The following is a 25,225-nucleotide window of genomic DNA, read 5'->3' as shown; positions in this document are numbered from 1 at the left end:
CGCCAGGTATATGGCTGGATAAATACGAAATCAGGTGTCTTGGCCGTCGCTTTGTTCCCGAGCCAGGCGCCGTTCCTGGGCCTGTTTTTGCAAAATATAGCGAGCCAGTAACTGGCGCTGGGCGTCAGTCATGGATTCGAATTCGGTACCGATGTCAAAACTGTCGCCCTTGGGATCGCAATGGGTGACCTTGGCCCGCAGCAGCAGGCCCAGCGCCTGGGGCATCAGCACCAGCTTGACCGCCAGGTGGCTGCCGGGTGCGAGTGCCGTAGGGTGTTGGAAGTCGATGCCGCCTTCGGAAATGATCACCGGCTGCGGCGCGCCGATGTCGCCCAGCAGGCTTTGCGCCATGACCTGGCTGAGCAAATCCATGCGTTTGTTCTGCACTTTGAGGAAGGCGGCGAGGGTGCGGTCGCGCTCGCCGAGCTGGCGCAGCAGGTGTTGGGACTCGAATTCGCTCAGGTGCAGTTCACTGAGCAGGTTGAACAGCGGGGAATCATCCAGCAACACTTCCTTGCTCGCCGCTTGCGGGGCCGACAGGCTTTTGATTTGGAGTGCGATCATGTCGTCGATACGGTAGTATTCGCGGCGATCTTCTTCATCTAATGTCGTCATGGCGAACCCCAGGTAACGGTAATGGTCTGAGTGTAAAGCTGCTTACCAGACCCCGCCACCGGGACGTCTTCTTTTCCTCCGAACAAGCCCCGACATGTTCAGACCTCTCTTCGTATTTATCGGCACGCGTTATACCCGTGCAAAGCGTCGCAATCATTTTGTGTCGTTCATTTCCCTGACCTCCATGATCGGACTCGCCCTGGGCGTCGTCGTAATGATCGTGGTGCTATCGGTGATGAATGGCTTCGATCATGAGATGCGCACCCGCGTGCTGGGCATGGTGCCCCACGCGACCATCGAGTCCGGCGAGCCCCTGGGCGACTGGCAAGGCCTGGCCGACAAGGTCAAGCAGAACCCCAAGGTGCTGGCCGTCGCGCCATTTACCCAGATGCAGGGGCTGTTGACCAACAATGGCAAGGTGCAGAAAGTCCTGCTCAACGCCATCGACCCGGCACAGGAGCGCAAGGTCTCGATCATTGATCAGTTCATGCAGCAGGGCCAGCTCGATGCCCTGTCGCCTGGCAGCTTCGGCATCGTGATCGGCGACCGTGCGGCGGCCAAGCTCGGCGTGGCCATTGGCGACAAGCTGACCTTCGTCGCCCCGGAAGTCACCGTAACCCCGGCGGGCATGTTCCCGCGCATGAAGCGCTTTACCGTAGTCGGCATCTTTCATGTCGGCGCCGGCGAAATCGACGGCTTCCTCGGCCTGACCAACCTTACCGACCTGGCCCGCCTGCATCGCTGGAAGCCGGACCAGGTGCAGGGCCTGCGCCTGAAGTTCAACGACCTGTTCGAGGCGCCGCGCGGGGCCTGGGAAATCGCCCAGCATCTGGGTGAAAGCCAGTACTACGCCCGTGACTGGACCCGTACCCACGGCAACCTGTACCAGGCGATCCGCATGGAAAAGGCCATGATTGGCCTGTTGCTGTTGCTGATTGTCGCCGTGGCCGCCTTCAACATCATCTCCACTCTGGTGATGGTGGTGAACGACAAGAAGGGCGACATCGCCATCCTGCGCACCCTGGGCGCCACGCCGGGGCAGATCATGGCGATCTTTATGGTCCAGGGCACGGTGATCGGTGTGGTCGGTACCTTGATCGGTACGGCGGTGGGGATCTTCGCCGCGCTGAACGTCAGTGCTGCCATCGCCGGCGTCGAAACCCTGATCGGCCACAAGTTTCTCAACGCCGACGTCTACTTCATCGACTATTTGCCATCCCAGGTGCAGAGCCAGGATGTGTTGATGGTCGGCGGCGCCGCGTTGGTCCTGAGTTTCCTTGCCACCCTATATCCAGCCTGGCGCGCGGCACGTACCCAGCCGGCGCAGGCTTTACGCTATGAGTGAATCGGGCATGAGTGAAAAAGCAATCCTGAGCTGCCGCAACCTGGGCAAATCCTACGAGGAAGGCCCGGAATCGGTAGTGGTGCTGTCCAACCTGCAACTGGAACTGCATCCGGGCGAGCGCGTGGCGATCGTCGGCAGTTCCGGCTCCGGCAAAAGTACCTTGCTCAACCTGTTGGGCGGCCTTGATACGCCGTCCCAGGGCAGCGTGTGGCTGGCCGGTGAAGAACTCTCGGCGTTGAACGAGAAGGCCCGTGGCCAGTTGCGCAACCGCTCCCTGGGCTTTGTGTACCAGTTCCACCACTTGCTGCCAGAGTTCACGGCCCTGGAAAACGTGTGCATGCCCCTGTTGATCGGCAAGACCGCGATCCCGGAGGCGCGTCAGCGTGCTACGGCGCTGCTGGAGCGCGTCGGCCTGGGGCATCGCCTGGAGCACAAGCCGGCAGAGCTGTCTGGTGGCGAGCGCCAGCGTGTGGCGATTGCCCGTGCCCTGGTCAACAACCCAGGCCTGGTGATGCTCGATGAGCCGACCGGCAACCTCGATTCCCACACTGCCCAGGGCATCAAGGACTTGATGCTGGAGCTGAGCACCCAGATGCGCACCGCGTTCCTGGTGGTGACCCATGACATGAGCATGGCCCGGCAGATGGACCGCGTGTTGCACCTGCAGGAAGGTCATCTGGTCGCCATCTGACCTGTTTCAGCCCGGGCATTCGTGCCTGGGTTTTCTATTTTTTCAACGGTGCCCGCGAATGTTCAGACCGTTATCGATTTTTATCGGCACGCGCTATACCCGCGCCAAGCGCCGCAACCGTTTTGTCTCGTTTATCTCGATGACCTCGATGATCGGCCTCGCCCTGGGCGTGCTGGCGATGATCGTGGTGTTGTCGGTGATGAATGGCTTCCAGCGGGAAATGAGCTCGCGCATTCTGGGCATGGTGCCGCATGCCACCATCGTCGGCGTCAACCCGATCAGCGACTGGCAGCCCGTGGCCGCCGCCGCTCTGAAAAACCCCGAAGTGACCGCCGCTGTGCCGTTTACCGAGATGGAAGGCATGCTGTCCTATAAGGGCTCGATGCAGCCGATCCAGATCAGCGGGATCGACCCGGCCCAGGAAGGCAAGGTGTCGATCGTCACCCAGCATATCGTCCAGGGCAATCTGGAAAACCTGCAGCCGGGTGAGTTCGGCGTGGTGATCGGTGAAATCACCGCGCGCCGTTTCCGCTTGAATGTGGGGGACAAGCTGACCTTGATCGTCCCGGAAATCAGCACTGCGCCCGGCGGCATCACCCCGCGTATGCAGCGTTTGAACGTGGTGGGGGTGTTCAAGGTGGGTGCCGAGCTGGATGGCTCGATGGCGCTGATCCACGTCGCCGATGCCGCGCAAATGCTGCATTGGCAGCCGAACCAGGTGCAAAGCGTGCGCCTGGCGGTCAAGGATCTGTACGCGGCACCGAAAGTGTCGGCGGACATTGCCGGCAGCCTGGGCGCCGCCTACAAGGCCGATGACTGGACCCACACCCAGGGCAGCCTGTTCAGTGCAATGAAGATGGAAAAGACCATGATCGGCCTGCTGTTGCTGATGATCGTCGCCGTCGCCGCGTTCAATATCATTGCCACGCTGATCATGGTGGTGAACGACAAGGGCGCGGACATCGCGATCCTGCGCACCATCGGCGCCACGCCACGGCAGATCATGGCGATCTTCATGGTCCAGGGCACGGTGATCGGTATCGTCGGCACCCTGATTGGCGGCGTGCTGGGAGTGATTGCCGCGCTCAACGTCAGTGAGCTGGTGGGCTGGATGGAGCGCGTGACCGGGCAGCATATCTTCAGTTCGGACGTGTACTTTGTCAGCAACCTGCCTTCGGAGCTGCAAGGTGGCGATGTGTTGCTGATTTGCAGCGCGGGGTTTGTGTTGAGCTTTCTGGCGACGATCTACCCGGCGTATCGGGCGGCGAAGATTGAGCCGGCGCATGCCCTGAGATATTCGTAGGTCTTGAGATCGCTATCGCAGGCAAGCCAGCTCCCACATTTGACGGTGTTCGCAAATCAACATGTAGGAGCGGGCTTGCACGCGATGAGGCCCGCCCAACTTGCCTCAAACCCCCTGCGGCAGCTCAATCACAAACCGCGTCCACCCCGGTTGTGACTCACAGAAAATCTTCCCCCCGTGTGCCTGCACAATCGACTGGGTAATCGCCAGCCCCAGCCCTGCATGCTCACTGCTGCCTTCATGGCGTGCCGGATCCACGCGGTAGAACCGGTCAAACAGCTTGGGCAGTAACCCCTGGGGAATCCCGGTGCCGGTGTTTTCCACGCTCAGCGTCACGCCCTGGGCGTTTTCGCTGATCCTCACCCGTACTTCGCCGCCCGGCGGGGTAAAGCGCACAGCGTTGTCCAATAGATTGGAACAAGCACGGCGCAGCATGCTGCGGTCACCGACGGTACTGGCGCTGCCGTCGCGCAGCAGGTTGACCTGGGCGTCCTCGGCCAACGGCGCGAAGAACTCCAGCAAGGCATCCACCTCGTCGGCCAGGGCCAGGGGCTCGCGCCTGGGGTTCAGCAAGCCGTGATCGGCCTTGGCCAGGTACAGCATGTCATTGACCAGTTGGGCCATCCATTGCAGCTCTTCCAGATTGCTGTGCAGCGCTTCGCGGTAGTCCTCCAGCGGCCGGGGCTGGGTGAGGATCACCTGGGTCTGGGTCAGCAGGTTGGATAGCGGCGTGCGCAGCTCGTGGGCGATATCGGCAGAGAACGCCGACAGCCGCTGGAACGCGTCGTCGAGGCGGCTGAACATGGCGTTGAAGGCCTGGGCCAGTTCCGCCAGTTCGGCGGGCATCTGTTCTTCGGGCAGGCGCTGGGTCAGGGAGTGGGCGCGTACGCGGCTGGCCACTTCAGTCATTCGCCGCAACGGACGCAACCCGCTGCGTGCGGCCCAGGCGCCGAGAAGCGCGGTGGCCAGGGCGGACAGGCCGACCGTTAGCCAGATCAGGTGCTGCATGCGCTGCAGGAAGTGTTGGTGATGGGTGATGTCCAGCATCAGGACCAACTGCGCGGAGCCGGGCTGCTCGGGATTCAACGGCGCGTTGTACACCCGGTAGCTGGTGCCGGCGCTTTGCAGGCTGTGCAGGCCGGGCGCGGTAGGCAGGTCATTGGGGATGCGCAGCGCGCTGTCAAACCAGCGCTGGCCGTCGGCGGCATTGATGCGCACCGACAGGTCGGGTTGATGGCTCAGCTCGTCTTTCAGTGCGGCGATGCGTGAAGCGAACAGCGCCGGGGTGTCGGCGCCTTGCAGGGCGCTGCGCAGGGTCATCAGCTTGCTGTCGAGCAATTGCTGGTCCAGCTCGATGAAGTGTTTCTCGCTGGCCTGGTTGAACAACACGCCCGCCAGCAGCGAGACCACGGCGGTGCAGCCGGCAAACAACAGGGCCAGGCGGCTGGCCAGGGACAGGCGCTTGATCAACTGAACCGCTCCTCCAGCACATAACCCATGCCACGCACGGTGTGTATCAGCTTGTTGGGAAAGCTGTCATCTATCTTCAGGCGCAGGCGGCGGATAGCCACTTCGATGATATTGGTGTCGCTGTCGAAGTTCATGTCCCAGACCTGGGAGGCAATCAGCGACTTGGGCAGCACTTCGCCCTGGCGACGCAGGAGCAGCTCCAGCAGGGCGAACTCCTTGGCGGTCAGGTCGATGCGCTGGCCGCTGCGATCCACGCGGCGGCGGATCAGGTCCAGGCGCAGGTCGGCCAGGTGCAGGCTGGTTTCCTGGGGGGTGCTGCTGCCTCGGCGCAACAGGCTGCGCACCCGGGCCAACAGCTCGGAGAACGCGAATGGCTTGACCAGATAGTCGTCGGCCCCCAGCTCGAGGCCGTGGACCCGATCTTCGACCGCATCCCGCGCAGTCAGGAATAACACCGGAATCTCCAGGCGGGCGCTGCGCACCGCCTGCAGGATCTGCCAGCCGGTGCGGCCAGGGAGCATCACGTCGAGGATCAGCAAATCGTAGTCGCCCGTCAGCGCCAGGTGCTGGCCGGTGGTGCCGTCGGCCACCAGTTCGGTATTGAACCCGGCTTCGGCCAGGCCCTGGCGCAGGTAGTGGCCGGTTTTGGGTTGGTCTTCGACGATCAGCAGTTTCATAGGCAACTCATGGCAACGGGTAGCAGCAGGCTTTATACCGTGTGCGCCGTGGTGCTGGCGCAACCTGACAAAGTTGTAATCTAACAGTCAGCTGGCTGGCAGCGACGCATTATTAGAGTGTCCCACAAGCGGATCCCGTACCTTTGGAGAATGAACATGTTATCGCGCAAAGCCTGGTGGTTGGTGGGTTGTCTGATGATGCTGAGCGCTGCGGCGCTGGCCGATGGTGCGCACACTTTCGCCTTTGGCGAGGCTGCCCCGGCGACCAAGGCCACGCGGACTGTAGAAGTGCTGCTGCAGGATATTTCCTTTGCTCCTACATCCCTGGATGTAAAAGCCGGTGAGACGGTGCGCTTTGTGCTGGTCAACAAGGGCCAGTTGCTGCATGAGTTCAACCTGGGGGACGCGGCCATGCATGCCGATCACCAGAAGGAAATGCTCAAAATGCAGGCCAGCGGCATGTTGACCAGCACCGGCATGGGCCAGATGGATCACGCGGCAATGGGCCATGGTGACATGGGCAGCATGAAGCACGACGATCCCAACAGCGTGCTGGTGGAGCCGGGCAAGACCGCCGAATTGACCTGGACCTTCAGCAAGGCTGGGGCCCTGGAGTTTGCCTGCAACCTCCCCGGGCATTACCAGGCGGGGATGGTCGGCAAGCTGAACGTCAGCCAGTAAACCTCGGGCTCAAAGGCGGGTGCAAAGGCTGGTAGACTGGCGGGGTTAATTTAGCCAGGTTTCCGCCATGCATCCCGCAGCCGAACATTCGCCGCTGGGCAAGTCCAGTGAATACATCTCCACTTACACCCCTTCATTGCTGTTTCCCATTCCTCGCGCCGCCAAATGGGCCGAGCTGGGCCTCACCGCCGAGACGCTGCCCTACAAGGGCGTGGATTTCTGGAACTGCTTTGAATTGTCCTGGCTGCTGCCGTCCGGCAAGCCGGTGGTGGCCATCGGTGAGTTCAGCATCCCGGCCGACTCGCCGAACATCATCGAATCGAAATCCTTCAAGCTCTACCTCAACTCGCTGAACCAGACGCCGTTTGCCGATGGGCCAAGCCTTGAGGCGACCCTGCGTGCCGATCTGAGCGCGGCGGCCGGCAAACCGGTGGGCGTGCGCATCCGTAGCCTGGCCGAAGTGGAAGACGAAGGCGTGGTGCGCCTGCCGGGCGTGTGCATTGATGACTTGGATATCAGTGTCAGCAACTACGAGCATCCGCGCCCGGAACTGCTGCGCTGTGATGATTCCCGTGTGGTGGAGGAGAGCGTGCACAGCCATCTGCTCAAATCCAACTGCCCGGTGACCAGTCAGCCGGACTGGGGCAGCGTTGCGGTGGAATATCGCGGCGCGGCGCTGGACCATGCGAGCCTGTTGGCCTACCTGGTGAGCTTCCGCCAGCACTCGGACTTTCATGAGCAGTGCGTGGAGCGGATCTTTCTCGACCTGCAACGGTTGCTCAAGCCTGAGAAGTTGACGGTTTATGCGCGGTATGTGCGACGGGGTGGGTTGGATATCAACCCGTATCGCAGCACTGAGGATGTACAGTTCCAGAACCTGCGCCTGGCCCGACAGTAAGCTTCACACCCGGCAAATGTGGGAGCGGGCTTGCTCGCGATCGCGGTGTTTCAGTCAATATCTTCGGTGACTGATACTCCGTTATCGCGAGCAAGCCCGCTCCCACATTGGGTTTTGTACCTGGCTCGGGTTGGGATTAAATCCCCATATTGCCCAAGGCCACCACAATATTGCGCAATGTCCCGGCAATGCCCGGGTGGTCCAATTCGAAACGTTCGACTGCCAGGTTCACATCATCGGAGATGCTCGGCGGCTGGGTCGCAGGTTCCAGTTCCAGTTGCACTTCAAATTTGGCAATCAATGCTTCCAGCGCTTCGCGTTTTTCCAGCGGCAGAGGCGGCTCCTGGTTCAATTGCTCGCGCAGGATGTTGACCTGTTCTTGCAGTTTTTCGCGGGCAGGCATGGCGTTCTTCCTTTTATCAATAGGCACTGGCATAGACCACGGCACGCCGAGAAAGGTCTACGGTATGACCTGTAGATTAATCCACTGGCGGCGACTGTGCATGATCTTGATCAGGGCTTCTCGCCTTTGAGCCGGCGCAGGCTGATGTCCGCCAGGCAGGTGCCCAGCTCACCCAGATGATCAATCACCGAGTGCACGCCGAGGCCGTACAGCGCGACGGTAGCTTTGGCGCGTTTGTGTTCGCGCTCCTGTTCGCTCAGGGCTTGCCATTGGCTGGGGGGCAGCCCGCACAGTGAGCCGCAGGACGCCAGGCCAATGGTCCAGAGCCCGGCGTTGAGCCCTGCTTGCAGCAGCCGGGGCTCGCCGCTGACCAGTACGCAGCCATCCAGGCGCTGGATGTTCAGGTCCATCAAGGCTTGCCAGCAGGCATGGGGCGCCGGCCAGGGTGCGGTCGCAGGGCGGGTGCCTTGGATCCAGTCCGGCAGGGCTGCGGCCAACGGCGTGGTGACGGTGGGGGGCAGCTCATCCAGCCAGGCGCAGGGGGTGCCTTGACTGTTGAGCCATTGCAGGATGTTCAGGGCGCCAGGGGTGGTCAGGGCTTCGCCGGTGGGGATGGTGTCGGCGTGGGCCATGGAACCGAAGTCCACCAGGCAGCCACTGAGGCCAAAGAGTACGGCGGTCAAGGACGGGGCGTTGTCTGCAGCGATCTGGGGGTGGGGCATTGGGACGTCCCTGAAAATAGCTGTGACGCTATCGGAAGCCCATGACAAGCAGATGACACCTGATCTTGGATGTAGGAGTTTTGTATATTTGCTGAATGACAATTCCGTCAAGCTGCCTAATCTTACACTTCCGTCATATACTGCCGTCTTATTCAGGGCATAGCGCCCATGACAGATCATTCAAGGAGTTCAAGCTATGCGCTGGAGCCAGTGTCTTGCTCAACTATCGGTATGTGCCAGTGTGTTGCTGGTGCCTTTCGCCGCCCAGGCTGCGGAAGACGATCCATGGGAAAGCATCAACCGCCCGATTTTCACCTTCAACGACACCGTTGATACCTACGCACTCAAGCCATTGGCCCAAGGCTATCAGTTCATTACCCCGCAATTTGTCGAAGACGGTATCCACAACTTCTTCCGCAACATTGGTGACGTGGGCAACCTGGCCAACAATGTGCTGCAACTCAAGCCATACCAGGCGGGTGTCGATACCGCGCGTTTGCTGGTCAACACCACGTTTGGCGTGCTCGGCGTCATCGACGTAGGCACCAAAATGGGGCTGCAACGCAGCGACGAAGACTTCGGCCAGACCCTCGGCTACTGGGGCGTGGGCAGCGGTCCGTACGTGATGCTGCCGCTGTTGGGCCCAAGCACCTTGCGTGATGCGCCGTCCAAGTACGTCGACAGCTACACCGAACCGTACCGCTACATGAGCGACATTCCTACACGCAACAGCGCCATGGGCCTGGATATCGTCGATACCCGTGCGAGTCTGCTGTCGGCTGAAAAGCTGATCAATGGCGACAAATACACCTTTATCCGCAATGCCTACCTGCAGAACCGTGAGTTCAAGGTCAAAGATGGCAAGGTAGTGGATGACTTTTAAGGTTAACCCTTGAATGGAAAAGGCGGCCTTCGAGGCCGCCTTTTTTGTGTGCATTAATTTCAGTACATCTTGAGGATTTTCAGGCCCAGGTGTTGGTCGTCACCTTCTTTCCTGGCCCAGACCACCTCGGTGTCCGCCTCCAGGCCTTTGAGCGCAGCGTGCTCTGAGTCAATACGCACCTTCAGTTGGTCGCCCACGTTGAACGGGTGCTGGGCCTGGACCTGCATGCCAGAGCTGGAGAGGTCCAGGCAGACGCCGGCAATCTCTTGCCCGGCATGGATCAACGACACGCCGGCATCCACACGCATGCGGATGAAATCGCGCTTTTCTGCATAGTCACGTTCATTTGCGCTCATAGCTTTCATCCTTCCATTGCGTTGTGGTTTTGCCTGTTCTTATAACTCCCGGTGATTTGCGATGTAAAGACGTCCAGCGACCATCGGCATGAGCTTGAAACCCCTGGCGGATGGGAGTACCGTCTGCGCCTTAGAAGGGCACCTCTGCTTTACCTTTGTGCGTGAGCCAAAAGCTCATGTTTTGTAGGACAGAGAGGCTAGAAAGCGAATCCAGTAGTGCGAGCCGGGCCATTGCCTGACTGCCTACGCCAACCTAATTCTGGCGCCGTTTGCCCACATGCAAAAAACCAGTGCCACGCTGCTGATAATCGATGACGACGAAGTAGTGCGCGCGAGCCTCGCGGCCTATTTGGAAGACAGTGGCTTCAGCGTCCTGCAGGCCGGCAATGGTCTTCAGGGTCTCCAGGTGTTCGAGCGCGACCAGCCCGACCTGGTGATCTGCGACCTGCGTATGCCCCAGATGGGCGGCCTTGAGCTGATCCGCCAGGTAACCGAGCTTGCTCCGCAGACGCCGGTGATTGTCGTGTCCGGTGCCGGGGTGATGAACGACGCCGTGGAAGCCTTGCGCCTGGGCGCTGCCGATTACCTGATCAAGCCCCTGGAAGATCTGGCCGTACTGGAGCACTCGGTGCGCCGGGCGCTGGATCGTGCCCGCCTGCTGCTGGAAAACCAGCGCTACCGCGAGAAGCTCGAAACCGCCAACCGTGAGCTCGAAGCCAGCCTCAACCTGCTCCAGGAAGACCAGAACGCCGGTCGCCAGGTGCAGATGAACATGCTGCCGGTGAGCCCCTGGAGCATCGACGAGTTCCAGTTCGCCCACCAGATCATCCCGTCGCTGTACCTGTCGGGGGATTTTGTCGACTACTTCCGCGTGGATGAGCGCCGGGTCGCGTTCTACCTGGCCGATGTCTCCGGGCACGGCGCATCCTCTGCATTCGTGACCGTGTTGTTGAAGTTCATGACCACACGGCTGTTGTTCGAATCCAAGCGCAACGGCACCTTGCCGGAGTTCACTCCCTCGCAAGTGCTGGGCCACATCAACCGGGGCCTGATCAGCTGCAAGCTGGGCAAGCACGTGACGATGGTGGGCGGCGTGATTGATGAAGAAACCGGTCTGTTGACCTACAGCATTGGCGGTCACCTGCCATTGCCGGTTTTATACACTCCAGACAGTGTGCGTTATCTGGAAGGGCGCGGTCTGCCGGTTGGCTTGTTCAATGAAGCCACCTATGAAGACCACATCCTGGAGCTGCCACCGGCCTTCAGCCTGACGCTGATGTCCGATGGCATCCTGGACCTTCTTCCAGAGCCTACACTCAAAGAGAAAGAAGCCGCCTTGCCCCAACGGGTCAGGTCGGCGGGCGGCAGCCTGGATGGCCTGCGGCAGGTTTTTGGATTGGCCACGCTAGGGGAGATGCCGGATGATATCGCCCTATTGGTGTTGAGCAGGAATCTTTGATGAGTACCGGAAGAATCCAATTCGCCGAGCAAGATGGGACCTTCGTCCTGAAGTTTGTCGGTGAAGTGCGCCTGACCCTGTGTTCGGCGCTGGATGCAACGATTGAGCGGATTTTCACAGCCTTGAATTTCTCGGCGATCGTGATCGATCTGACCGAAACCCGCAGCATCGATAGCACCACCCTTGGGCTGTTGGCCAAGTTGTCCATTCTGTCGCGGCAGAAGGTCGGACTGCTGCCGACCGTGGTCACCACCCACGAAGACATCACCCGGCTCTTGCAGTCGATGGGTTTCGACCAGGTGTTCAACATCGTTGACCGCCCGATCCCCTGCCCGGAATGCCTGACCGACTTGCCTTCCCAGGACCAGTCCGAAGAAGTGGTGCGGCTCAAGGTGCTGGAGGCGCACAAGATCCTGATGGGCCTGAACGAGTCCAACCGCGAAGCGTTTCACGACTTGGTCAACGCCCTGGAGCGTCACTGACCTCGCTGTGAGCACGGTCAACATGTGGGAGCTGGCTAGCCTGCGATAGCGCCAGCCCAACCAACACATATTCAGCTACAAAAAAGGGCGGCATCCCAACGGATGCCGCCCTTTTTGCCGCCCTCGCTTTTTACAGCTTGGCGCTCAACAACGCTTCCAGCTTCTCCTGGTCCCGAGCAAACTGACGAATGCCCTCTGCCAGCTTCTCAGTGGCCATCGCGTCCTCGTTGGACTCCCAGCGGAACTGCGCCTCTGTCATATGCACACGGGGTTCACCGGCATGGCCTGGCGCTAACTTGCGCTCCAGCTTGCCATTGTCGGCCGCCAGCTTCTCCAGCAAGTCCGGGCTGATGGTCAGGCGATCGCAACCGGCCAACTCTTCGATCTGGCTCAGGTTGCGGAAGCTCGCGCCCATCACCACCGTTTTGTAGTCATTGGCCTTGTAGTAGTTGTAGATGCGGGTTACCGACTGCACACCAGGATCATCGGCACCGGTGTAGTCGTTGCCATTGGCCTTTTTGTACCAGTCGTAGATACGACCGACAAACGGCGAAATCAGGAACACCCCGGCTTCAGCGCAGGCTACGGCCTGGGCGAAGGAGAACAACAGGGTCAGGTTGGTCTGGATGCCTTCTTTCTCCAGTTGCTCGGCGGCACGAATACCTTCCCAGGTGGATGCGATCTTGATCAGCACGCGGTCGCGGCCGATACCTGCCTTTTCGTACAGGTCGATCAGGCGATGCGCACGCTTGAGTACCGCGTCCGTGTCGAACGACAGCCGCGCATCCACCTCGGTGGAGATGCGCCCTGGCACCACCTTGAGGATCTCCTGGCCCACAGCCACCGCAAAGCGGTCACTGGCCAGGCCGACATCGCCGTTGCAATCCTGCACGCAGGCGTCCAGCAGCTTGGCGTAAGCCGGAATGGATGCGGCTTTGAGCAAAAGGGAAGGGTTGGTGGTGGCATCCTGCGGCTTGACGCGAGCGATAGCTTCAAAATCGCCAGTGTCGGCAACTACAGTGGTGAATTGCTTGAGTTGTTCCAGTTTGGAAGTCATGGGCGTGCTCTGTCCTATGGGTCTGATGACATTACCCGAGGGCCGATAGCCGCTCAAGGGCGCAAACGCGTTCGATCGTTTGCGAGGGCAATAACCTGAAAACAGTCGTTTGAATGACCGACCGTGCTGCTAGATAGGAGGGCAAAATCGCTATCAGGTTCAACCAGCAACGCGATCAGAATGTGGGAGCGAGCTTGCCCACGATAGCGATGGACCCGTCGCCGCTCCGTCAACGGCCTTCCAGCAACGCTCCGGCCTGATCCAACAACGCCAACGGATCCGCGGCCTTGTGAATATCCACCGACAACAACTGCCGAAACCTGCGCGCCCCCGGAAACCCGGTGCCCAACCCCAACACGTGCCGCGTAATGTGATGCATCGCGCCACCGGTGGCCAGGTGCTCGGCGATATACGGCCGCAACTGCGCCAACGCCTCGGCCCGACTGATCACCGGCGCCGTACTGCCAAACAACTGCTGATCCACCTCTGCCAGCAAATACGGATTGTGATAAGCCTCACGCCCGAGCATCACCCCATCAAACACCTGCAGATGCTCTGCGCATTGCTCCAGCGTCTTGATCCCGCCATTGAGAATAATCTCCAGCTCGGCAAAGTCGCGCTTCAACTGCGCCGCCACGTCATAACGCAGCGGCGGAATGTCCCGATTCTCCTTGGGCGACAACCCCTCCAGAATCGCAATCCGCGCATGCACGGTAAAACTGGTGCACCCCGCGTCCTTCACCTGCCCGACGAAATCACACAACTGAGCATAACTGTCCCGGCCATTGATCCCGATGCGATGCTTCACCGTCACCGGAATCGACACCGCATCCCGCATCGCCTTGACACAATCCGCCACCAGGGCAGGGTGCCCCATCAGGCACGCGCCGATCATATTATTCTGCACCCGGTCGCTGGGGCAGCCGACGTTCAGGTTCACTTCGTCGTAACCGGCGGCCTCAGCCATGCGCGCGCACGCGGCCAGGTCGGCTGGAACGCAGCCGCCCAGTTGGAGGGCGAGAGGATGCTCGGCTTCATTGTGACGCAGGAAGCGTTCGTGGTCGCCGTGGAGAATAGCGCCGGTGGTGACCATTTCGGTGTAGAGCAGGGCGTGCTTGGAGAGCAGGCGTAGGAAGTATCTGCAGTGACGGTCAGTCCAATCCATCATAGGTGCAACGCTAAAGCGCCGAGACAGTGCGGGGCTTGATTCTGCTGGGCTAAAGCTCTGTTTGTCTAGCATTTTACTCAACGTGTTTTTGGCGTGTTTTAGGGTGTTTTCAGGCGTTTTTCAGGGCTCGGTGGTACGATGTACCACCTCAAAACTGACGCGTACCACTTTCGATATGGCGACTATCAGGGCAAGAAAACTGGCGGATGGGACTGTGAGCTACACGGCTCAAATCCGCATCAAGCGCGACGGAGTGCAAGTCTACCAAGAGAGCCAGACCTTCGCCCGGAAACAGGCAGCCCAGGCGTGGACGCGCAAGCGTGAATCGGAGCTGGACCAGCCCGGCGCGATCGAACGGGCGAGCCGGCAGGGCGTCACCGTCAAAGACATGATCAAGCAGTACTTGCTGGAAGTGGAAAAGGCCCGGCCGTTAGGCAAAACCAAGAAGGCCACGCTTGAAGCCATCGGCAAGATGGATATCGGTAAGCTCAACGATACCGACGTCACAACCCAGCGCCTGGTCGACTTCGCCCTCTGGCGAATGAGCCGTGAGGGTGGTGGGGTTCAGCCACAAACCGCTGGCAACGACCTGGCGCACCTTGGCGCTGTCCTGGCCATCGCCAAAGATGCCTGGGGCTACCAGGTCGATCCGCTCGCCATGGGCGGTGCCAGACGTGTGCTGCGCAAGCTGGGCTACAACCTGAAAAGCCGGGAGCGTGACCGCCGGCCGACCTTGGACGAGTTGGGAAAGGTGCTGGTGCACTACCAGGCCATGCAGGCCAGGCGCCCGACCGCCATCAATATGTTGAAAGTCGTTGGGTTTGCCCTGTTCTCCACACGCCGTCTGGATGAAATAACCCGTATTCGCTGGGCAGACGTCGACGAGCCTGGTCAGCGGGTGCTGGTGCGCGATATGAAGAACCCCGGCCAGAAGATTGGCAACGATGTTTGGTGTTTCCTTCCGGACGAGGCATGGCGGATCCTCCAGACAATGCCAAAAGCTGGCGACGACATATTCCCCTACAGTCCTGAATCAATCTCGACGTCCTGGGCGAAGGCCTGCAAGTTCCTGGAAATCTCAGACCTTCACTTCCATGACCTTCGCCATGAAGGTGTGAGCCGCCTGTTTGAAATGGACTGGGATATCCCGCGTGTGGCGAGTGTTTCCGGGCACAGAGATTGGAACTCTATGCGGCGTTACACCCACCTGCGTGGCAAAGGTGACCGATATGTGGGCTGGGAGTGGCATGAAAAGATATTAAGGGCGCCCGTCCAGCTGGGCGCCGCATCAATGAAGTGGCTCAAACGGCGGGTTTTAACCCGTTGAGTTGGTTGTGCTCTTTAACCGCGGCGGCGCGCTGTAGGTCGAGGTAGACGGCCAGATCGGTGAGGTGGACGCCCTTGGCAGACTTCTGGCTCGGCTCTAGGCGGGTAATTGGCAGCTTGATCTGACCACTCATCACCTTGCGCTGGAACATGTCCGGTGTCAGGTGTGTGAAATAGTCTCTGCAAACCAGTTCTAGTGAGATAACTGCCTGGCCATCATATTGAGCCATCAGGATGAAGGCTGTTTTCATGGATATTCCCTCACATCCGAAACGTTCGATGAATGAATGTCGGCTTAGCGTGATGCCCGGCGTTTTGCTCGCCATCTGTTTGAATCTCACACACAAATCGGTGCCGCTCGCGGTTTGGAGCGGTCAGGGCTTGTGTGAGGCCAGGCACAGTAGCAATGCATAGCTCGTATGCATCAGGTCCCTGCCAGAGTTGAGCGGGAAGTACCTGGCAATCTGTGCGGGTTGCGTCTGCGCACAGGTATAGCAGGAGAAGGACGGTCATAGGGCGACCTCCTGCGCAGCACGCAAGGTGGCAACATTTCCAACGATCCCTACGATTTCGCCTGTACGTGCGCTGAGACGGTATTCCCGGCCGCCACCGCTCATTGCGACGGAACTGACCTTGTCGCCGACAGCGAGTGGAGCTGTGGTAGCCTCTACGGTGCCGCCTTTGGGTTGATTCACTTGCATGGTGCTTTTCCTTTGGGTGGTCGGTGTCGAGGGGTTGCAGCCCCTCGGCACCACCTTCTTACTGGCTTTCGCCGATTGGGTTTTGCTTGCGCACCAGGTGCACCAGCAGGTTTTCAAACTCGACAACTTCATCTGTCTCGGATTGCCACTCCAGAACCGCCTGGATCTGATCCCGGCTGCACTCCAGCACCAGGATCTCTTTATCGCTTACCGCACGAACATCCAGGATCGCGACCAGGCCGGCTGGATCGTAGGCGTCGGCGTGAACAATTTTTCCCGATTCGTTAAACCAGTCCTTCAGCTCTTTCAGATGCCGGAGGCGGTTGGTTTCCCCCTCTTTGCCTTCCCCGGTGATGACTTGTACGTGCATGGTGCTTCTCCTTTGGGTGGTGGTAGACGTTGCAGCGCCTGACGGGTAAAACCGGTGAGGTGTCAGGCCTGGAAGTGCCAGCACTTCACAATGGGTTGTTTCGTGACGACGGCGTTGGTTTTGGTGGACTGGTAAGCGCGTACAGCGCTGTCGGTCGCCTTGTTGACGTCCAACAGCTTGCGGGAGCGGGAGTCTTTCAGGCGTTCGCGCAGCTCACCGACGTCGGCGATTTTTTGCCGGTTCTCTGCCGCACATTTCACGAAGTCATTGAGGTTGATGGCGATGACGTGGTCTTTTTTGCTGTGGTTGACCACCGGGCCTTCGGCGTCGAGGCCTTCCAGGTACTCGTAAACCTCCCAGAATTCAGCCACCACAGGATGGTCAGAGCTGATCGATGCCTGGCGCTCAATTGCCATGCGGATGATCTGCGAGCGGGTGTGCTCGACCTGTGCGTCAGTGAGCGGCACGACCATGCGCAGGCAGTCGAGCAGGGCGAGCATCTGGGCGTGGTTCTTGTTGATCCGCTCCACGCGGATGTAGCCACGCAGCTTGTTGCCGCAGTGGCTACAGTTGCTGTGTTCGTCCTTGAATCGGGTATCACAAGCGAAGCAATGGGAGTGCAGGTTGCGCAGCTTTGCCTCATAGCCCGGTACCCGCTGTCCGAAAAGCTCCATTACTTCCAGCTCTTTGCGCACGGCCTGCAAAACAAAGTTGCTGAGTGTCGAACCGTCCAGTGCATTGAGGCGATCCGCTGCCGCACGGCTTTCAGGCGTCACGTTCGGTCGTACAAAGTGCAGTTTGACGATCCGCGTCATGATCGCCTCAGAAGCCACCACCGGGGCGTTTTGGCTGATGGCAATGGTGCCGCGAAACGGTGGTTCGTAGGTTTCGTTACCTGCGGTTTTAACACCCTTGGTTGCCAGGGTGCCGCCGCCGAAGTAGTCCTTGAGCTCGTCCCATTCGAAGGTTTTGGCGTGGGCCTTATCGTCGCCGCTGCGGTCTGACTCCAGCAACACGATGGGCATGCCGGACACCTGGCCCATCAAGCGGCTGCGGCCGGCCTTGGTGGATTTGGACGGGTCGAACCCTTCGTAACCATCACGGCCCGCGAGTTTCCAGAGCAGTGTGAGCAAAGTGGTCTTGCCGGCGCCGGCCTCGCCCGTGGCTTCAAGGAACGGAAACGACTGGTAGCGGCCACGGATCTGCTCGGCGAACAGGGAGCCAAACCAGAAGGTCAGCGCCACGACGCCCTGGGCGCCGAAGCACTGCCAGAGAAGGCCAAGCCACTGCGGGTCGTATTTTTTGCTGTCTTTTTCCAGATCGATCTTGACCCCCTTTTGCAGGGTTTTGAGCTTGAGCTTGCCCATTTCGAAGAATTCTTCTTCGTTGATGTTGATGACCTGGCCTTCGCGGATGGCTACGTCGTTGAACACGTAGCAGCGGTATTCCTTGCTGTAGCCCACGTAGTCGATGGTCTGGACGGTCTTGATCCCAAAAAGCTGATCTTTCATGAGTTTGTCCAATTGCTGTCCACTGCCGGTGAACACGGCTCCGGCACCCATGCCGAGAAGTCTTTTTTTGAATTCGCTTGCGGCAGCGACCTGGCCGCCGGTGAAGGTGTTTTTCACGGAGCCGCCGTCGTGGGGGAAGTCGACGCGAAAGAAGTACCAGGACTCGTCGGTAATCTCGTTGCGCTGGAAATAGAGGGCCTTGGGGTAGCAGTTGGCGATTTCGACGACGCAACCGGCCATCTGCAAGGCTTTGTCCCGGATTTGCCTTTCGTTAAGCACTTGCTCTTCCTGCTTATCGGTTTTGTCGAACGTCTGCTTGGCGGTGTTGAATTTCGCCATGTCCAATTTCCACCAGTACAAACGGGAGTCGAAACAGAAGTGAAACTCCTCCCGCTCACGCCAGTGATACATGAGCATCGCCTTGTCGCTGGCGTTGTCTGCAATGAGCAGATCGCCCTGGTGCCTGGCTTCCCTCAGGTCTTTTTTGATGCGCTCTGCGCGTTCTGTTTCGTCGTCAATGAATGCCCAGCGCTGATGCAGGTCATTCCAGTCGACCTTGCGTGCGTCCGGTTGCGGGATCTGCGCGGCTTCGCAGGTGAAACCAAGTTCGCGGGCACGTTTGACCCACATCTGTGTGTACTTGTGAGCGCCTGGCTCGTTGTCCAGAGCCCAGATCAACTTAGGTGTTTTACCGCCGCGAGCGGTGATCAGCGCCTTCAGTGACTCCTCTGGAAAGGCATTTGAAGACAGGGCTGCAACTGCGGATAGACCGTTATGAATGAGCGCGATGGCGTCGAAGATGCCTTCAACGATCCACAGTTCTTTCACTTCAAGAAGATCCAGGCAAGGTGAGCACCACCAGTGTCCCCTGTAGCTCTTGAGGGGTTGGAAGCGGGCCTTTTTCTTGCCGAAGCGCGAAGGCTGGTCAATCAGGCGCTCCCAGTACCCGCCGTGTTCCAGGGGAAAACGGACGGTTGCAGAGCCGATTTCCAGATCCCGGTCAAAGTAGCTTTCCTGGGTATACCAACCCTCAATCAGTTCAGTGCGAAAGCCTCGGGCAAAAGACAGGTACGCCTTGGCACTGGCGGCTGGCTCGTCCCGGGTGGCAGGAGCCCGCTTGCTCCAATCGTCGAACAGGTCTGGATACAGCTCTTTAGTAGGAGCCATGTACCGGCAGTTTTTCTCACGGCCACAGCGGATGAACCAAGGTTCGTCATGGCGAGAAAACAGGCGTTTCTGGTTGCACTGCGGGCAAGTGCCCTTGCGCATGTAATTCGTGCCCTTCATGTGCTGAAGGCCGTAGTCAGATTCCAGGCGCTGAAGCACGTCTGCGCGGATCTGGTGCTCCATGGGCTTGCGATTCACTGCACTTTCCCCACGGCGGGGACGAGCTGCTTTTTCAGCTCGGTGCGTGTTTTACCGATGCCTGCCAGGTGTGGAAAGTCGGCAAGTACTTTCTGCCCGCGCTGACCAGTTGGCACATCCCGATAGCGGTCGGAGTACCAAATATCAGCCATGGTGACTTCATACTGACTGGTCAACCACAACAGGTAGTCCTGCGCCTGCTGTTCGTTTAGCTCCAGTTTTATGGTGATTTTGCTCATTTCGGCCACCAGTAAGTTGCAGTTTCCCCTTACCCACGCGGTGCGGGCATACAGAACGGGGGGATTGAGTTTTAGTGCGGGAGGTTGTGATTCAGCAGGTGCGTGGGGAGCAATCGTGCTGACACAGGGCGTCGCTGTTGAGTGCAGGTTTCCAGCAGCCAAATGACCGGACGGAATGGGCCGCTGCTGGGGTAGATGCCGAGCCAGGCAATGCGGTTGCACGGCATGCTTTCGAACTCGGCCACGGCCAATTCCGCAATGCGTTGCACCAGGTGCGGCGGCACTTCCAATGACAGCGTCAGGTACCGGGCGCAGTTATCGAGCAGTTGGGTGTCACCGGCCAGGTGTTGGGAACGGTGGCGGTACAGATAGGCCACGGCCGCTTGCTGCATCGCTACGCGGTAGTCGCTGGTGGGGTTGGCTGTCAAGTTGATGGCGTTCATACGGATGCAGTCTCCACGTCCAGTTGGTCCAGCAAATCGGGTTGGTTGGTATCGGCACGGCTGTCGCGTATAGCCTTTTGGCGCGCCACATACGGGGCGATTGGGACTATGGTCAGCGGTCGCTCAACACCCGACGGACTGAGCTGAAAATCTATGGTTTGGCTGCCGGTAAACGTTGCCCCGCACACGACGTTCATGCACTGGTAGTACAAAGAGCGGAAACATGGCGTCTGCCCCTCAGACGTCCGAATGCGCAGCGGGCCGTAGCAGGCAGGGCAAACCAGCTTGTAGGTGCTCAATGCTTTTGCCCCCGGCTGTGCAGCAGGATCGTTGCCAGAACCTCGGAGTGGCGAGCTGCCATGTAATGGCTATGAGCGCGCAGAATGGCCTCAGCCTCATCCCGTTCGATGACCCCGTCGTCCAACGCCTTAGCGATGATCTGATCGACCACGCCGCGCTTGGCTGCGGCTCGTACTGAGCGGCCGTAGAGGTCGACGTTATCGAGTGTTTCGGGCTTGGCCAGGGGCACAAACATGCCGCCGTACATGGCAGCTATGTATTCAGGCAGGTAGGTCGTGCCCATGTCCTGCTCTAACAGGTGGATTTGTTCATCGCTCAAAGGCCGGCTGCCGGCGTTTTCGTAGATGTGGTTATCGAACTTTTTGAGTTCGTACCCAAGACGTGCCGCTGCGCATTCTCGGCCACCTTCGTAGTCGTTGATGACAGCGCTCATGACTTGTCGCTTGGTCGCTAGAACTGGGCGTTTCATCTTCTGGTATCCCCTTGGAGCCAGAGGCCCTAGTTTGTAATGACGCCGTCTTTCTTGATGCCGAGCAAAACGGCTGCGCGATGAGCTTCTCCGCGCAGACACTTTTTTTGCCCGTTCAGTACGGCGTACACAGTCGAGAGATGGAGGTCGTACTGAATGGCAAAGTCCTTGACGGACATGCCCCTCATTTCCAGACGTGTTCTCGCGGCCTGGCATGCTTGCTCGGGTGCGTAGGTGGCGTGCATAGTTCGGATTCGTGTGATTTCGCGTAATGGTGTGATGATATTGGTTCAGATATTTGAACCTGTCAATGCTTGAGGTTCAAAAATATGACCATCAGCGTTCGGCTGAAGGAAGAAAGGTCGCGCCTAAAACTCAGCCAGACTGATTTAGGGGCGATTGGTGGGGTCGGAAAAACCACTCAAATTAATTACGAGAAAGGGGTCGGTAGCCCGGATGCGACATACCTCGCCGCAGTGGCTGAAAAGGGTGTTGATGTTCTCTATGTGGTGACCGGTGAGCGGAAGCCTATGCCGGCGGACAGTATCAGCGCCGAGGTTGCGCAGTTTGTGAAGGTGTACGAGCGCGTCAACGAATCCGACCGTAATGTGTTGCTACGTATGGTCTCTGCGTTTGCGAATGCGGCTGACGCAGAGGGAAAGAAATAGCGCCAGTGAGCAGGTGTCAGTTAGAGAAGCGGATGTAACACACCGACCAAGAAGGTCGGTTTTTCATGGAAGTTCAAAGGAGTAGAGGTATGGCGCTGAAGCCTTGTAAGTCTTGTAAGCACACCGTGGATACCACAGCAAAAATCTGCCCAAGCTGTGGCGTTAAAAACCCTGGCGTTACGATAGGCCAGCAGGTGTTCGGACTTGTGATTCTCCTGGTCATCATCGCTGTGACATTTTCAATGTGTTCGAGGGGCGACAAGGAAAAAACAGTCGAGAAGGCTGCACAAAGTAATGCTCTACCTTCGTACCTGGTCACCAAAGACGATTATCGAGAGGGCAAACCTCGAAAAGTTGAGGTCATGCTGACCAAGCGTCTGATTGACGCAGAGCTTGCCGAAGTAGCTAAAGCTGTTCGCGCTGATACAAATGTTAAGGCCGAAAAAACTTTCATCGGGTTCCGAGTGGAAGGGCAAATCGACACAGCATATTGGGCTAACGCTAGTTTCGATCCTGACTACAGAGCGTCTCTCATTGGCACTAGCGCCCAGGACTACCAAATCCTGAAAACGATGGACCTCAAGGCCTACCCGGACATGATTGGTAGTTGGTTGCAGGATGGGGCGCTGGGGCATGTGATGGTGCTGTACAAGCGGGATAGCAAGTACTTCATTGACTCTGTGTTCCCCAGCGGTGGCAAAAACACAGAGAGCTTCACCGCCACAAAGCTCCCTGATGGTGGATTGCGTCTGGACGATCCTCAGCAAGACTTTGGCGAGTACTACGTTGTCGACGCGAAGGGCAATTTGCAAGGGTTGGGCGAGAACGGTATGTACATGACGTTGCGACCCCACAAGCCCGAGCTGTAACAGACACTCACATTTTTTTGATCGTGGGCTGATGACACATCAACTTTGTGATGAACATCCGTTGTTCTCCGGGAGACCTCAACGGTGCCGTGTTGGCACCGGGCTCTCGTTGCGTGTGAAAGGAGTATTCGCATGATGGAGAACAGCGGTGTGTCGGAAAGCAGAGTGTCAGTCGTAGATGCGAACTGCCTTAGCGAGCAGGAAATGAGGTTGCTTGTATTGTTCAGGGCGATCAGCGTCCAGCGGCAAACTGATGTAATGCGATTGTTGGAAGTTTTTGTGTACGCACCTGGCCAGTGAGCTATGACCCCGGCACTGTGTCGGGGTTTTGATTGAGGTTGACCCAGAGCATAGGAGGGCACGTGTCTAACGATTATCAAAGTCTTGATACAGATCGTCTGAAGCAGATATTCAAAGAGCGCATAACAAAACCGGAATGCCCATTTTGTGGTCACGATGATTGGGCTTTACCGCACGTTACAGGCTCTACTGGTGTACGAATTCCATGGGCGTTTGGACAAAATTTTGCTCTGAGTGGTCCTGCTGCGGTGATGCTTTATTGCAAAAATTGTGGGTTCATGCGTCTGCATGCCCTTGCAGCATTGGACGGTGTTCTTGTCGAGCCCGATGTAATTGAAGTCGGTCCGCCAAAGGAGGCGCCATGAGCGAGCCGTTTGAACTGGTTAACCTGAGTGATAGGTACCCTGGTCGCTTTGATGGTGACAGAACGGGAGGTGGGGACGATAATGGAACCAGAACCCCACCGGGACCACCGGGAGACGATCCAATGGAAGCGCGCGTAGCGAAGCTTGAAACCCACGTAGAGTACATCCGTAGAGATTTGGATGAGGTCCGTGGTGATGTGAAAATCATCAAAAACCGACTGGCGTATTTTGCAGGCGCCTCACTGGTCATCGTTGCGATTTTGGCTTGGGTTGTAAATAACCGTTTTGACCAGGTGCTTCAGCTACTGACTAAGTAGGTGTAGTTCTGTCCATTGAAACCCGGCGATTGCCGGGTTTTGCTTTTTGGGTAGGGCGAAAAATCACGCCTCTGCCGCTTGCATTTTCCTCCACTCCCGATCTACGGCACGCTTGGCCGTCTTTTCACTGGCATACAGCCACCGCAACCGCCTCGGTTTCGCCTGATCCCCCGCCGTGATTGTCTTTTCCTTCACGCTTTTCTCATCCCGGTAGTACGCGATGATCCCTGTGTAATCCCCCGCGTTTTCCTCTGCCAGATCCTCCACATTATCCTCGGGCAACTTGCTCTCCAGCTCCAGGCTCACGGTGTAACCACCGTCCGCAGTCAGGCTGTGCTGCACATTCCCGCCGTACCAGATGATCTCGTCGATTTCCGCCTTCACGCCCTGGAGCGTGTAGGTCAGTTCGGGAATCAGGTCTGGCCGGCCCATGGCGAGGGTATAGCTGAGGGTGGCGCTGCCGCGTTGCAGGCGTCTGAATTCGGCACGGGCAGCGCGCAGGGCTGATTGTTGGTCGCTGTAGGTGTGGCGCAGGTCTTTAAGGTTGTCGCCGCCACCCGCAATGGCCTCCTGTTTCTTGGCGCTGTTGACGTCGTAGTAATAGGCGCGCACGCCGTCGTAGCTGTCGCGGTCTGCTTGCAGGTACCGGTGCTGGTCGCCGTCGATGCGGGTCAGGGTGATGTGGGGCAGATCCAGGCCGCTGGCGGTCTTGCCGCCACCGGCCGGCAGGCATAGCAGGCAGCCCGCTTTGACGCTGGCCACCGCGTCGAATTCTTCGCCCAGACGACTGATCAGGTTGGCGTCGGACTCGTTGGCCTGGTCCAGTTGCAGGATAGGCAACCCGTCCAGGGCGCCGGCAATGGTGGCGGTGAGGTTGTTGCCGATGGCGATATCGCCCAGGACTTCGCCGAGGGTGGTGTTGCTCCAGCTGCGCTCGCGTTTGGTCTTCAGGCCCTTGCGCAGGTCCGCCGAGCGGGCGCGGATACTCAGGACGTCCGGCGCGCCGCTGTGTTCGGTTTCGTCGACGGTGTAGGTGCCTTTGTCTACCAGGCCTGTATCACTCCAGCCGAGCCACAGCCGCAACACTGCGCCCTTGGGCGGGATGGTCAGTAGGCCGTCGTGGTCGCTGAGGGTGATGGTGAGTTGATCGGCCTCGACGCCGCGGTTGTCGGTCAGCTCCATGCTCATCAGCCGCGGGCTGATCTTCTGGGCGATATCGAGACCGTCCACGGACAGGCGGAACGCCGGCACCGGGTAGGCCGCGTCGCGGATGAAGCGTTGGGCTGTGTCCTTGAGGTAGCCGGTGACCTTGGACAGCACGGCGTCAATCACAGCAGCCCCCGCAGGATGTTGACGCCGATGTTGGTGGCTGCGCCGAGCAGATCGATACGGTCGTCGTCGGTGCGTTTAAGGCTCAGGGTGAACTCAATGCGCCGTGGCGTGCCGTTGCTGAAGAATATGGTTTTGGTTTCGCTGAGACTTTCGATCACCCACAGGCCGTAGATCCGGCCACTGCCTTCGACCATGGGCCAGGCCTTGCCGGTGTTTGCCATCAGGCGCAGGGCGTCCAGGCTGAGGGCACTGCCGGCCAGCTCCGGGAAAATGATGCCGGGGAGGGTGATGGAGTCTTCACCACGGCCCACGAACTGCCGCGCAGGAGCGGCGCCGACGCGGTTGTTGCTGGCGTGGCGCCAATCAGTTTGGCGCTGCAGCTCCTGGTAAGCGGCGGTGGAGAGGCTGAATACGAACATGCCGAGGGCACACATCATGGT

Annotated in this window: 31 protein-coding genes; 13 read left to right on the top strand and 18 right to left on the bottom strand. The window is 59.0% G+C overall.

Annotation, left to right across the window (positions count from 1 at the left end):
- Window positions 1-30: 30 nt before the first annotated feature.
- On the bottom strand, window positions 31-615 hold the full coding sequence (locus tag K1X80_RS20205) for a PilZ domain-containing protein (protein ID WP_057960293.1): 585 nt from the start codon (window positions 613-615) through the stop codon (window positions 31-33).
- Between the two features lie 94 nt (window positions 616-709).
- Here K1X80_RS20205 and K1X80_RS20200 point away from each other — a divergent pair, with 94 nt between their 5' ends.
- Genes K1X80_RS20200 through K1X80_RS20190 form a run of 3 tightly spaced genes read left to right on the top strand, consistent with a single transcriptional unit; the run spans window position 710 to window position 3,954 of the window.
- Window positions 710-1,960 (top strand): lipoprotein-releasing ABC transporter permease subunit, encoded by a 1,251-nt coding sequence (locus K1X80_RS20200; protein ID WP_057438533.1) that lies wholly within the window; start codon window positions 710-712, stop codon window positions 1,958-1,960.
- 7 nt (window positions 1,961-1,967) lie between these two features.
- A complete protein-coding gene (gene lolD, locus K1X80_RS20195; RefSeq protein WP_019818240.1) occupies window positions 1,968-2,651 on the top strand; it encodes a lipoprotein-releasing ABC transporter ATP-binding protein LolD in 684 nt (227 codons plus the stop codon).
- 58 nt (window positions 2,652-2,709) lie between these two features.
- Complete coding sequence (locus tag K1X80_RS20190; RefSeq protein ID WP_057438534.1) at window positions 2,710-3,954, top strand: lipoprotein-releasing ABC transporter permease subunit; 1,245 nt, start codon at window positions 2,710-2,712, stop codon at window positions 3,952-3,954.
- Between the two features lie 105 nt (window positions 3,955-4,059).
- Here the strand turns inward: K1X80_RS20190 and K1X80_RS20185 are convergent, their stop codons facing one another.
- Together K1X80_RS20185 and K1X80_RS20180 are read right to left on the bottom strand one after the other, a co-directional pair.
- Complete coding sequence (locus K1X80_RS20185; RefSeq protein ID WP_057960292.1) at window positions 4,060-5,424, bottom strand: heavy metal sensor histidine kinase; 1,365 nt, start codon at window positions 5,422-5,424, stop codon at window positions 4,060-4,062.
- Window positions 5,421-6,101, bottom strand: a complete 681-nt coding sequence (locus K1X80_RS20180; RefSeq protein WP_057960291.1) for a heavy metal response regulator transcription factor — start codon at window positions 6,099-6,101, stop codon at window positions 5,421-5,423. The genes K1X80_RS20185 and K1X80_RS20180 overlap by 4 nt, the downstream gene beginning before the upstream one ends.
- A gap of 156 nt (window positions 6,102-6,257) precedes the next feature.
- Between K1X80_RS20180 and K1X80_RS20175 the strand changes: the two genes are divergently transcribed.
- Both K1X80_RS20175 and queF read left to right on the top strand, forming a co-directional pair.
- Entirely contained in the window at window positions 6,258-6,782 is a 525-nt protein-coding gene (locus K1X80_RS20175) for a plastocyanin/azurin family copper-binding protein (protein ID WP_057960290.1), read from the top strand.
- A gap of 67 nt (window positions 6,783-6,849) precedes the next feature.
- The gene (queF, locus tag K1X80_RS20170; RefSeq protein WP_057438537.1) at window positions 6,850-7,680 is read left to right on the top strand and encodes an NADPH-dependent 7-cyano-7-deazaguanine reductase QueF; all 831 of its coding nucleotides are present in this window, start codon (window positions 6,850-6,852) and stop codon (window positions 7,678-7,680) included.
- Window positions 7,681-7,816: 136 nt separating this feature from the next.
- On the opposite strand, the gene K1X80_RS20165 is transcribed toward queF, so the two are convergent.
- On the bottom strand, window positions 7,817-8,083 hold the full coding sequence (locus K1X80_RS20165) for a DUF4404 family protein (RefSeq protein WP_057438538.1): 267 nt from the start codon (window positions 8,081-8,083) through the stop codon (window positions 7,817-7,819).
- Between the two features lie 110 nt (window positions 8,084-8,193).
- Window positions 8,194-8,805, bottom strand: coding sequence for a hypothetical protein (locus tag K1X80_RS20160; RefSeq protein ID WP_057960289.1), 612 nt, complete (start codon window positions 8,803-8,805; stop codon window positions 8,194-8,196).
- A 196-nt stretch (window positions 8,806-9,001) separates the two neighbouring features.
- Between K1X80_RS20160 and K1X80_RS20155 the strand changes: the two genes are divergently transcribed.
- Window positions 9,002-9,688 carry a VacJ family lipoprotein gene (locus K1X80_RS20155; protein WP_057438540.1) on the top strand — a complete coding sequence of 229 codons (687 nt, stop codon included), beginning with the start codon at window positions 9,002-9,004 and terminating at the stop codon, window positions 9,686-9,688.
- Between the two features lie 59 nt (window positions 9,689-9,747).
- On the opposite strand, the gene K1X80_RS20150 is transcribed toward K1X80_RS20155, so the two are convergent.
- Window positions 9,748-10,044 carry a PilZ domain-containing protein gene (locus tag K1X80_RS20150; RefSeq protein ID WP_032863288.1) on the bottom strand — a complete coding sequence of 99 codons (297 nt, stop codon included), beginning with the start codon at window positions 10,042-10,044 and terminating at the stop codon, window positions 9,748-9,750.
- Window positions 10,045-10,321: 277 nt separating this feature from the next.
- Here K1X80_RS20150 and rssB point away from each other — a divergent pair, with 277 nt between their 5' ends.
- Both rssB and rssC read left to right on the top strand, forming a co-directional pair.
- Window positions 10,322-11,503 (top strand): two-component system response regulator RssB, encoded by a 1,182-nt coding sequence (rssB, locus tag K1X80_RS20145; RefSeq protein WP_032863287.1) that lies wholly within the window; start codon window positions 10,322-10,324, stop codon window positions 11,501-11,503.
- Complete coding sequence (gene rssC / locus K1X80_RS20140; protein WP_029293846.1) at window positions 11,503-11,985, top strand: anti-sigma factor antagonist RssC; 483 nt, start codon at window positions 11,503-11,505, stop codon at window positions 11,983-11,985. The genes rssB and rssC overlap by 1 nt, the downstream gene beginning before the upstream one ends.
- Window positions 11,986-12,115: 130 nt before the next feature.
- Here rssC and tal read toward each other — a convergent pair whose 3' ends face one another.
- Entirely contained in the window at window positions 12,116-13,042 is a 927-nt protein-coding gene (tal, locus tag K1X80_RS20135) for a transaldolase (protein ID WP_057438541.1), read from the bottom strand.
- A gap of 229 nt (window positions 13,043-13,271) precedes the next feature.
- Window positions 13,272-14,282, bottom strand: coding sequence for a tRNA dihydrouridine(20/20a) synthase DusA (dusA, locus tag K1X80_RS20130; RefSeq protein ID WP_220172482.1), 1,011 nt, complete (start codon window positions 14,280-14,282; stop codon window positions 13,272-13,274).
- Window positions 14,283-14,385: 103 nt separating this feature from the next.
- Between dusA and K1X80_RS20125 the strand changes: the two genes are divergently transcribed.
- Complete coding sequence (locus tag K1X80_RS20125) at window positions 14,386-15,537, top strand: site-specific integrase (protein ID WP_220172974.1); 1,152 nt, start codon at window positions 14,386-14,388, stop codon at window positions 15,535-15,537.
- Here the strand turns inward: K1X80_RS20125 and K1X80_RS20120 are convergent.
- The 8 genes from K1X80_RS20120 to K1X80_RS20085 all read right to left on the bottom strand — a co-directional run bounded on the left by K1X80_RS20120 (window position 15,512) and on the right by K1X80_RS20085 (window position 21,179).
- On the bottom strand, window positions 15,512-15,787 hold the full coding sequence (locus K1X80_RS20120; protein ID WP_169960493.1) for a pyocin activator PrtN family protein: 276 nt from the start codon (window positions 15,785-15,787) through the stop codon (window positions 15,512-15,514). The two genes, K1X80_RS20125 and K1X80_RS20120, sit on opposite strands and share 26 nt — an antisense overlap.
- 508 nt (window positions 15,788-16,295) lie before the next feature.
- Complete coding sequence (locus K1X80_RS20115) at window positions 16,296-16,607, bottom strand: hypothetical protein (protein ID WP_220172481.1); 312 nt, start codon at window positions 16,605-16,607, stop codon at window positions 16,296-16,298.
- A gap of 62 nt (window positions 16,608-16,669) precedes the next feature.
- A complete protein-coding gene (locus K1X80_RS20110) occupies window positions 16,670-19,483 on the bottom strand; it encodes a toprim domain-containing protein (protein WP_408980313.1) in 2,814 nt (937 codons plus the stop codon).
- A complete protein-coding gene (locus K1X80_RS20105; RefSeq protein ID WP_220172480.1) occupies window positions 19,480-19,722 on the bottom strand; it encodes a hypothetical protein in 243 nt (80 codons plus the stop codon). Before K1X80_RS20105 ends, K1X80_RS20110 begins: the two co-directional genes overlap by 4 nt.
- Window positions 19,723-19,793: 71 nt before the next feature.
- The gene (locus K1X80_RS20100) at window positions 19,794-20,165 is read right to left on the bottom strand and encodes a hypothetical protein (protein WP_220172479.1); all 372 of its coding nucleotides are present in this window, start codon (window positions 20,163-20,165) and stop codon (window positions 19,794-19,796) included.
- On the bottom strand, window positions 20,162-20,464 hold the full coding sequence (locus K1X80_RS20095) for an ogr/Delta-like zinc finger family protein (RefSeq protein ID WP_071610006.1): 303 nt from the start codon (window positions 20,462-20,464) through the stop codon (window positions 20,162-20,164). The genes K1X80_RS20100 and K1X80_RS20095 overlap by 4 nt, the downstream gene beginning before the upstream one ends.
- Window positions 20,461-20,934, bottom strand: a complete 474-nt coding sequence (locus tag K1X80_RS20090) for a YmfL family putative regulatory protein (protein WP_170043356.1) — start codon at window positions 20,932-20,934, stop codon at window positions 20,461-20,463. The genes K1X80_RS20095 and K1X80_RS20090 overlap by 4 nt, the downstream gene beginning before the upstream one ends.
- 29 nt (window positions 20,935-20,963) lie before the next feature.
- The gene (locus K1X80_RS20085; protein ID WP_220172478.1) at window positions 20,964-21,179 is read right to left on the bottom strand and encodes a DNA-binding protein; all 216 of its coding nucleotides are present in this window, start codon (window positions 21,177-21,179) and stop codon (window positions 20,964-20,966) included.
- A gap of 84 nt (window positions 21,180-21,263) precedes the next feature.
- Here K1X80_RS20085 and K1X80_RS20080 point away from each other — a divergent pair, with 84 nt between their 5' ends.
- From K1X80_RS20080 to K1X80_RS28295, 4 genes are all read left to right on the top strand, one after another.
- Complete coding sequence (locus K1X80_RS20080; RefSeq protein WP_220172477.1) at window positions 21,264-21,602, top strand: helix-turn-helix domain-containing protein; 339 nt, start codon at window positions 21,264-21,266, stop codon at window positions 21,600-21,602.
- Between the two features lie 89 nt (window positions 21,603-21,691).
- Window positions 21,692-22,471 (top strand): zinc ribbon domain-containing protein, encoded by a 780-nt coding sequence (locus K1X80_RS20075; RefSeq protein ID WP_220172475.1) that lies wholly within the window; start codon window positions 21,692-21,694, stop codon window positions 22,469-22,471.
- 362 nt (window positions 22,472-22,833) lie between these two features.
- Entirely contained in the window at window positions 22,834-23,136 is a 303-nt protein-coding gene (locus tag K1X80_RS20070; protein ID WP_170060368.1) for a hypothetical protein, read from the top strand.
- Window positions 23,133-23,453, top strand: coding sequence for a hypothetical protein (locus K1X80_RS28295; RefSeq protein ID WP_258571530.1), 321 nt, complete (start codon window positions 23,133-23,135; stop codon window positions 23,451-23,453). The genes K1X80_RS20070 and K1X80_RS28295 overlap by 4 nt, the downstream gene beginning before the upstream one ends.
- Before the next feature lie 63 nt (window positions 23,454-23,516).
- Here the strand turns inward: K1X80_RS28295 and K1X80_RS20060 are convergent, their stop codons facing one another.
- Both K1X80_RS20060 and K1X80_RS20055 read right to left on the bottom strand, forming a co-directional pair.
- Window positions 23,517-24,785, bottom strand: a complete 1,269-nt coding sequence (locus K1X80_RS20060) for a phage late control D family protein (RefSeq protein ID WP_220172473.1) — start codon at window positions 24,783-24,785, stop codon at window positions 23,517-23,519.
- Entirely contained in the window at window positions 24,782-25,222 is a 441-nt protein-coding gene (locus tag K1X80_RS20055; RefSeq protein ID WP_220172471.1) for a phage tail protein, read from the bottom strand. Before K1X80_RS20055 ends, K1X80_RS20060 begins: the two co-directional genes overlap by 4 nt.
- Window positions 25,223-25,225 lie beyond the last annotated feature (3 nt).

The sequence above is a fragment of the Pseudomonas sp. So3.2b genome, from assembly GCF_019464415.1.
GTDB lineage: Bacteria > Pseudomonadota > Gammaproteobacteria > Pseudomonadales > Pseudomonadaceae > Aquipseudomonas > Aquipseudomonas shahriarae.
Note: the sequence above shows the minus strand (reverse complement) of the source record. Positions and strands in the feature narration are given on the sequence as shown.

Bases quoted from the DNA above. Each gene is read 5' to 3' on its own strand.
- rssB (WP_032863287.1), top strand. From the start codon at position 10,322: ATGCAAAAAACCAGTGCCACGCTGCTGATAATCGATGACGACGAAGTA.
- K1X80_RS20155 (WP_057438540.1), top strand. From the start codon at position 9,002: ATGCGCTGGAGCCAGTGTCTTGCTCAACTATCGGTATGTGCCAGTGTG.
- K1X80_RS20105 (WP_220172480.1), bottom strand. From the start codon at position 19,722: ATGAGCAAAATCACCATAAAACTGGAGCTAAACGAACAGCAGGCGCAG.
- K1X80_RS20175 (WP_057960290.1), top strand. From the start codon at position 6,258: ATGTTATCGCGCAAAGCCTGGTGGTTGGTGGGTTGTCTGATGATGCTG.
- K1X80_RS20100 (WP_220172479.1), bottom strand. From the start codon at position 20,165: ATGAACGCCATCAACTTGACAGCCAACCCCACCAGCGACTACCGCGTA.
- K1X80_RS20080 (WP_220172477.1), top strand. From the start codon at position 21,264: ATGACCATCAGCGTTCGGCTGAAGGAAGAAAGGTCGCGCCTAAAACTC.
- K1X80_RS20090 (WP_170043356.1), bottom strand. From the start codon at position 20,934: ATGAAACGCCCAGTTCTAGCGACCAAGCGACAAGTCATGAGCGCTGTC.
- K1X80_RS20085 (WP_220172478.1), bottom strand. From the start codon at position 21,179: ATGCACGCCACCTACGCACCCGAGCAAGCATGCCAGGCCGCGAGAACA.
- K1X80_RS20190 (WP_057438534.1), top strand. From the start codon at position 2,710: ATGTTCAGACCGTTATCGATTTTTATCGGCACGCGCTATACCCGCGCC.
- dusA (WP_220172482.1), bottom strand. From the start codon at position 14,282: ATGCTAGACAAACAGAGCTTTAGCCCAGCAGAATCAAGCCCCGCACTG.
- K1X80_RS20150 (WP_032863288.1), bottom strand. From the start codon at position 10,044: ATGAGCGCAAATGAACGTGACTATGCAGAAAAGCGCGATTTCATCCGC.
- K1X80_RS20055 (WP_220172471.1), bottom strand. From the start codon at position 25,222: ATGATGTGTGCCCTCGGCATGTTCGTATTCAGCCTCTCCACCGCCGCT.
- K1X80_RS20205 (WP_057960293.1), bottom strand. From the start codon at position 615: ATGACGACATTAGATGAAGAAGATCGCCGCGAATACTACCGTATCGAC.
- K1X80_RS20125 (WP_220172974.1), top strand. From the start codon at position 14,386: ATGGCGACTATCAGGGCAAGAAAACTGGCGGATGGGACTGTGAGCTAC.
- K1X80_RS20115 (WP_220172481.1), bottom strand. From the start codon at position 16,607: ATGCACGTACAAGTCATCACCGGGGAAGGCAAAGAGGGGGAAACCAAC.
- K1X80_RS20180 (WP_057960291.1), bottom strand. From the start codon at position 6,101: ATGAAACTGCTGATCGTCGAAGACCAACCCAAAACCGGCCACTACCTG.
- K1X80_RS20075 (WP_220172475.1), top strand. From the start codon at position 21,692: ATGGCGCTGAAGCCTTGTAAGTCTTGTAAGCACACCGTGGATACCACA.
- K1X80_RS20160 (WP_057960289.1), bottom strand. From the start codon at position 8,805: ATGCCCCACCCCCAGATCGCTGCAGACAACGCCCCGTCCTTGACCGCC.
- K1X80_RS20165 (WP_057438538.1), bottom strand. From the start codon at position 8,083: ATGCCTGCCCGCGAAAAACTGCAAGAACAGGTCAACATCCTGCGCGAG.
- lolD (WP_019818240.1), top strand. From the start codon at position 1,968: ATGAGTGAAAAAGCAATCCTGAGCTGCCGCAACCTGGGCAAATCCTAC.
- K1X80_RS20200 (WP_057438533.1), top strand. From the start codon at position 710: ATGTTCAGACCTCTCTTCGTATTTATCGGCACGCGTTATACCCGTGCA.
- K1X80_RS20120 (WP_169960493.1), bottom strand. From the start codon at position 15,787: ATGAAAACAGCCTTCATCCTGATGGCTCAATATGATGGCCAGGCAGTT.
- queF (WP_057438537.1), top strand. From the start codon at position 6,850: ATGCATCCCGCAGCCGAACATTCGCCGCTGGGCAAGTCCAGTGAATAC.
- tal (WP_057438541.1), bottom strand. From the start codon at position 13,042: ATGACTTCCAAACTGGAACAACTCAAGCAATTCACCACTGTAGTTGCC.
- rssC (WP_029293846.1), top strand. From the start codon at position 11,503: ATGAGTACCGGAAGAATCCAATTCGCCGAGCAAGATGGGACCTTCGTC.
- K1X80_RS28295 (WP_258571530.1), top strand. From the start codon at position 23,133: ATGAGCGAGCCGTTTGAACTGGTTAACCTGAGTGATAGGTACCCTGGT.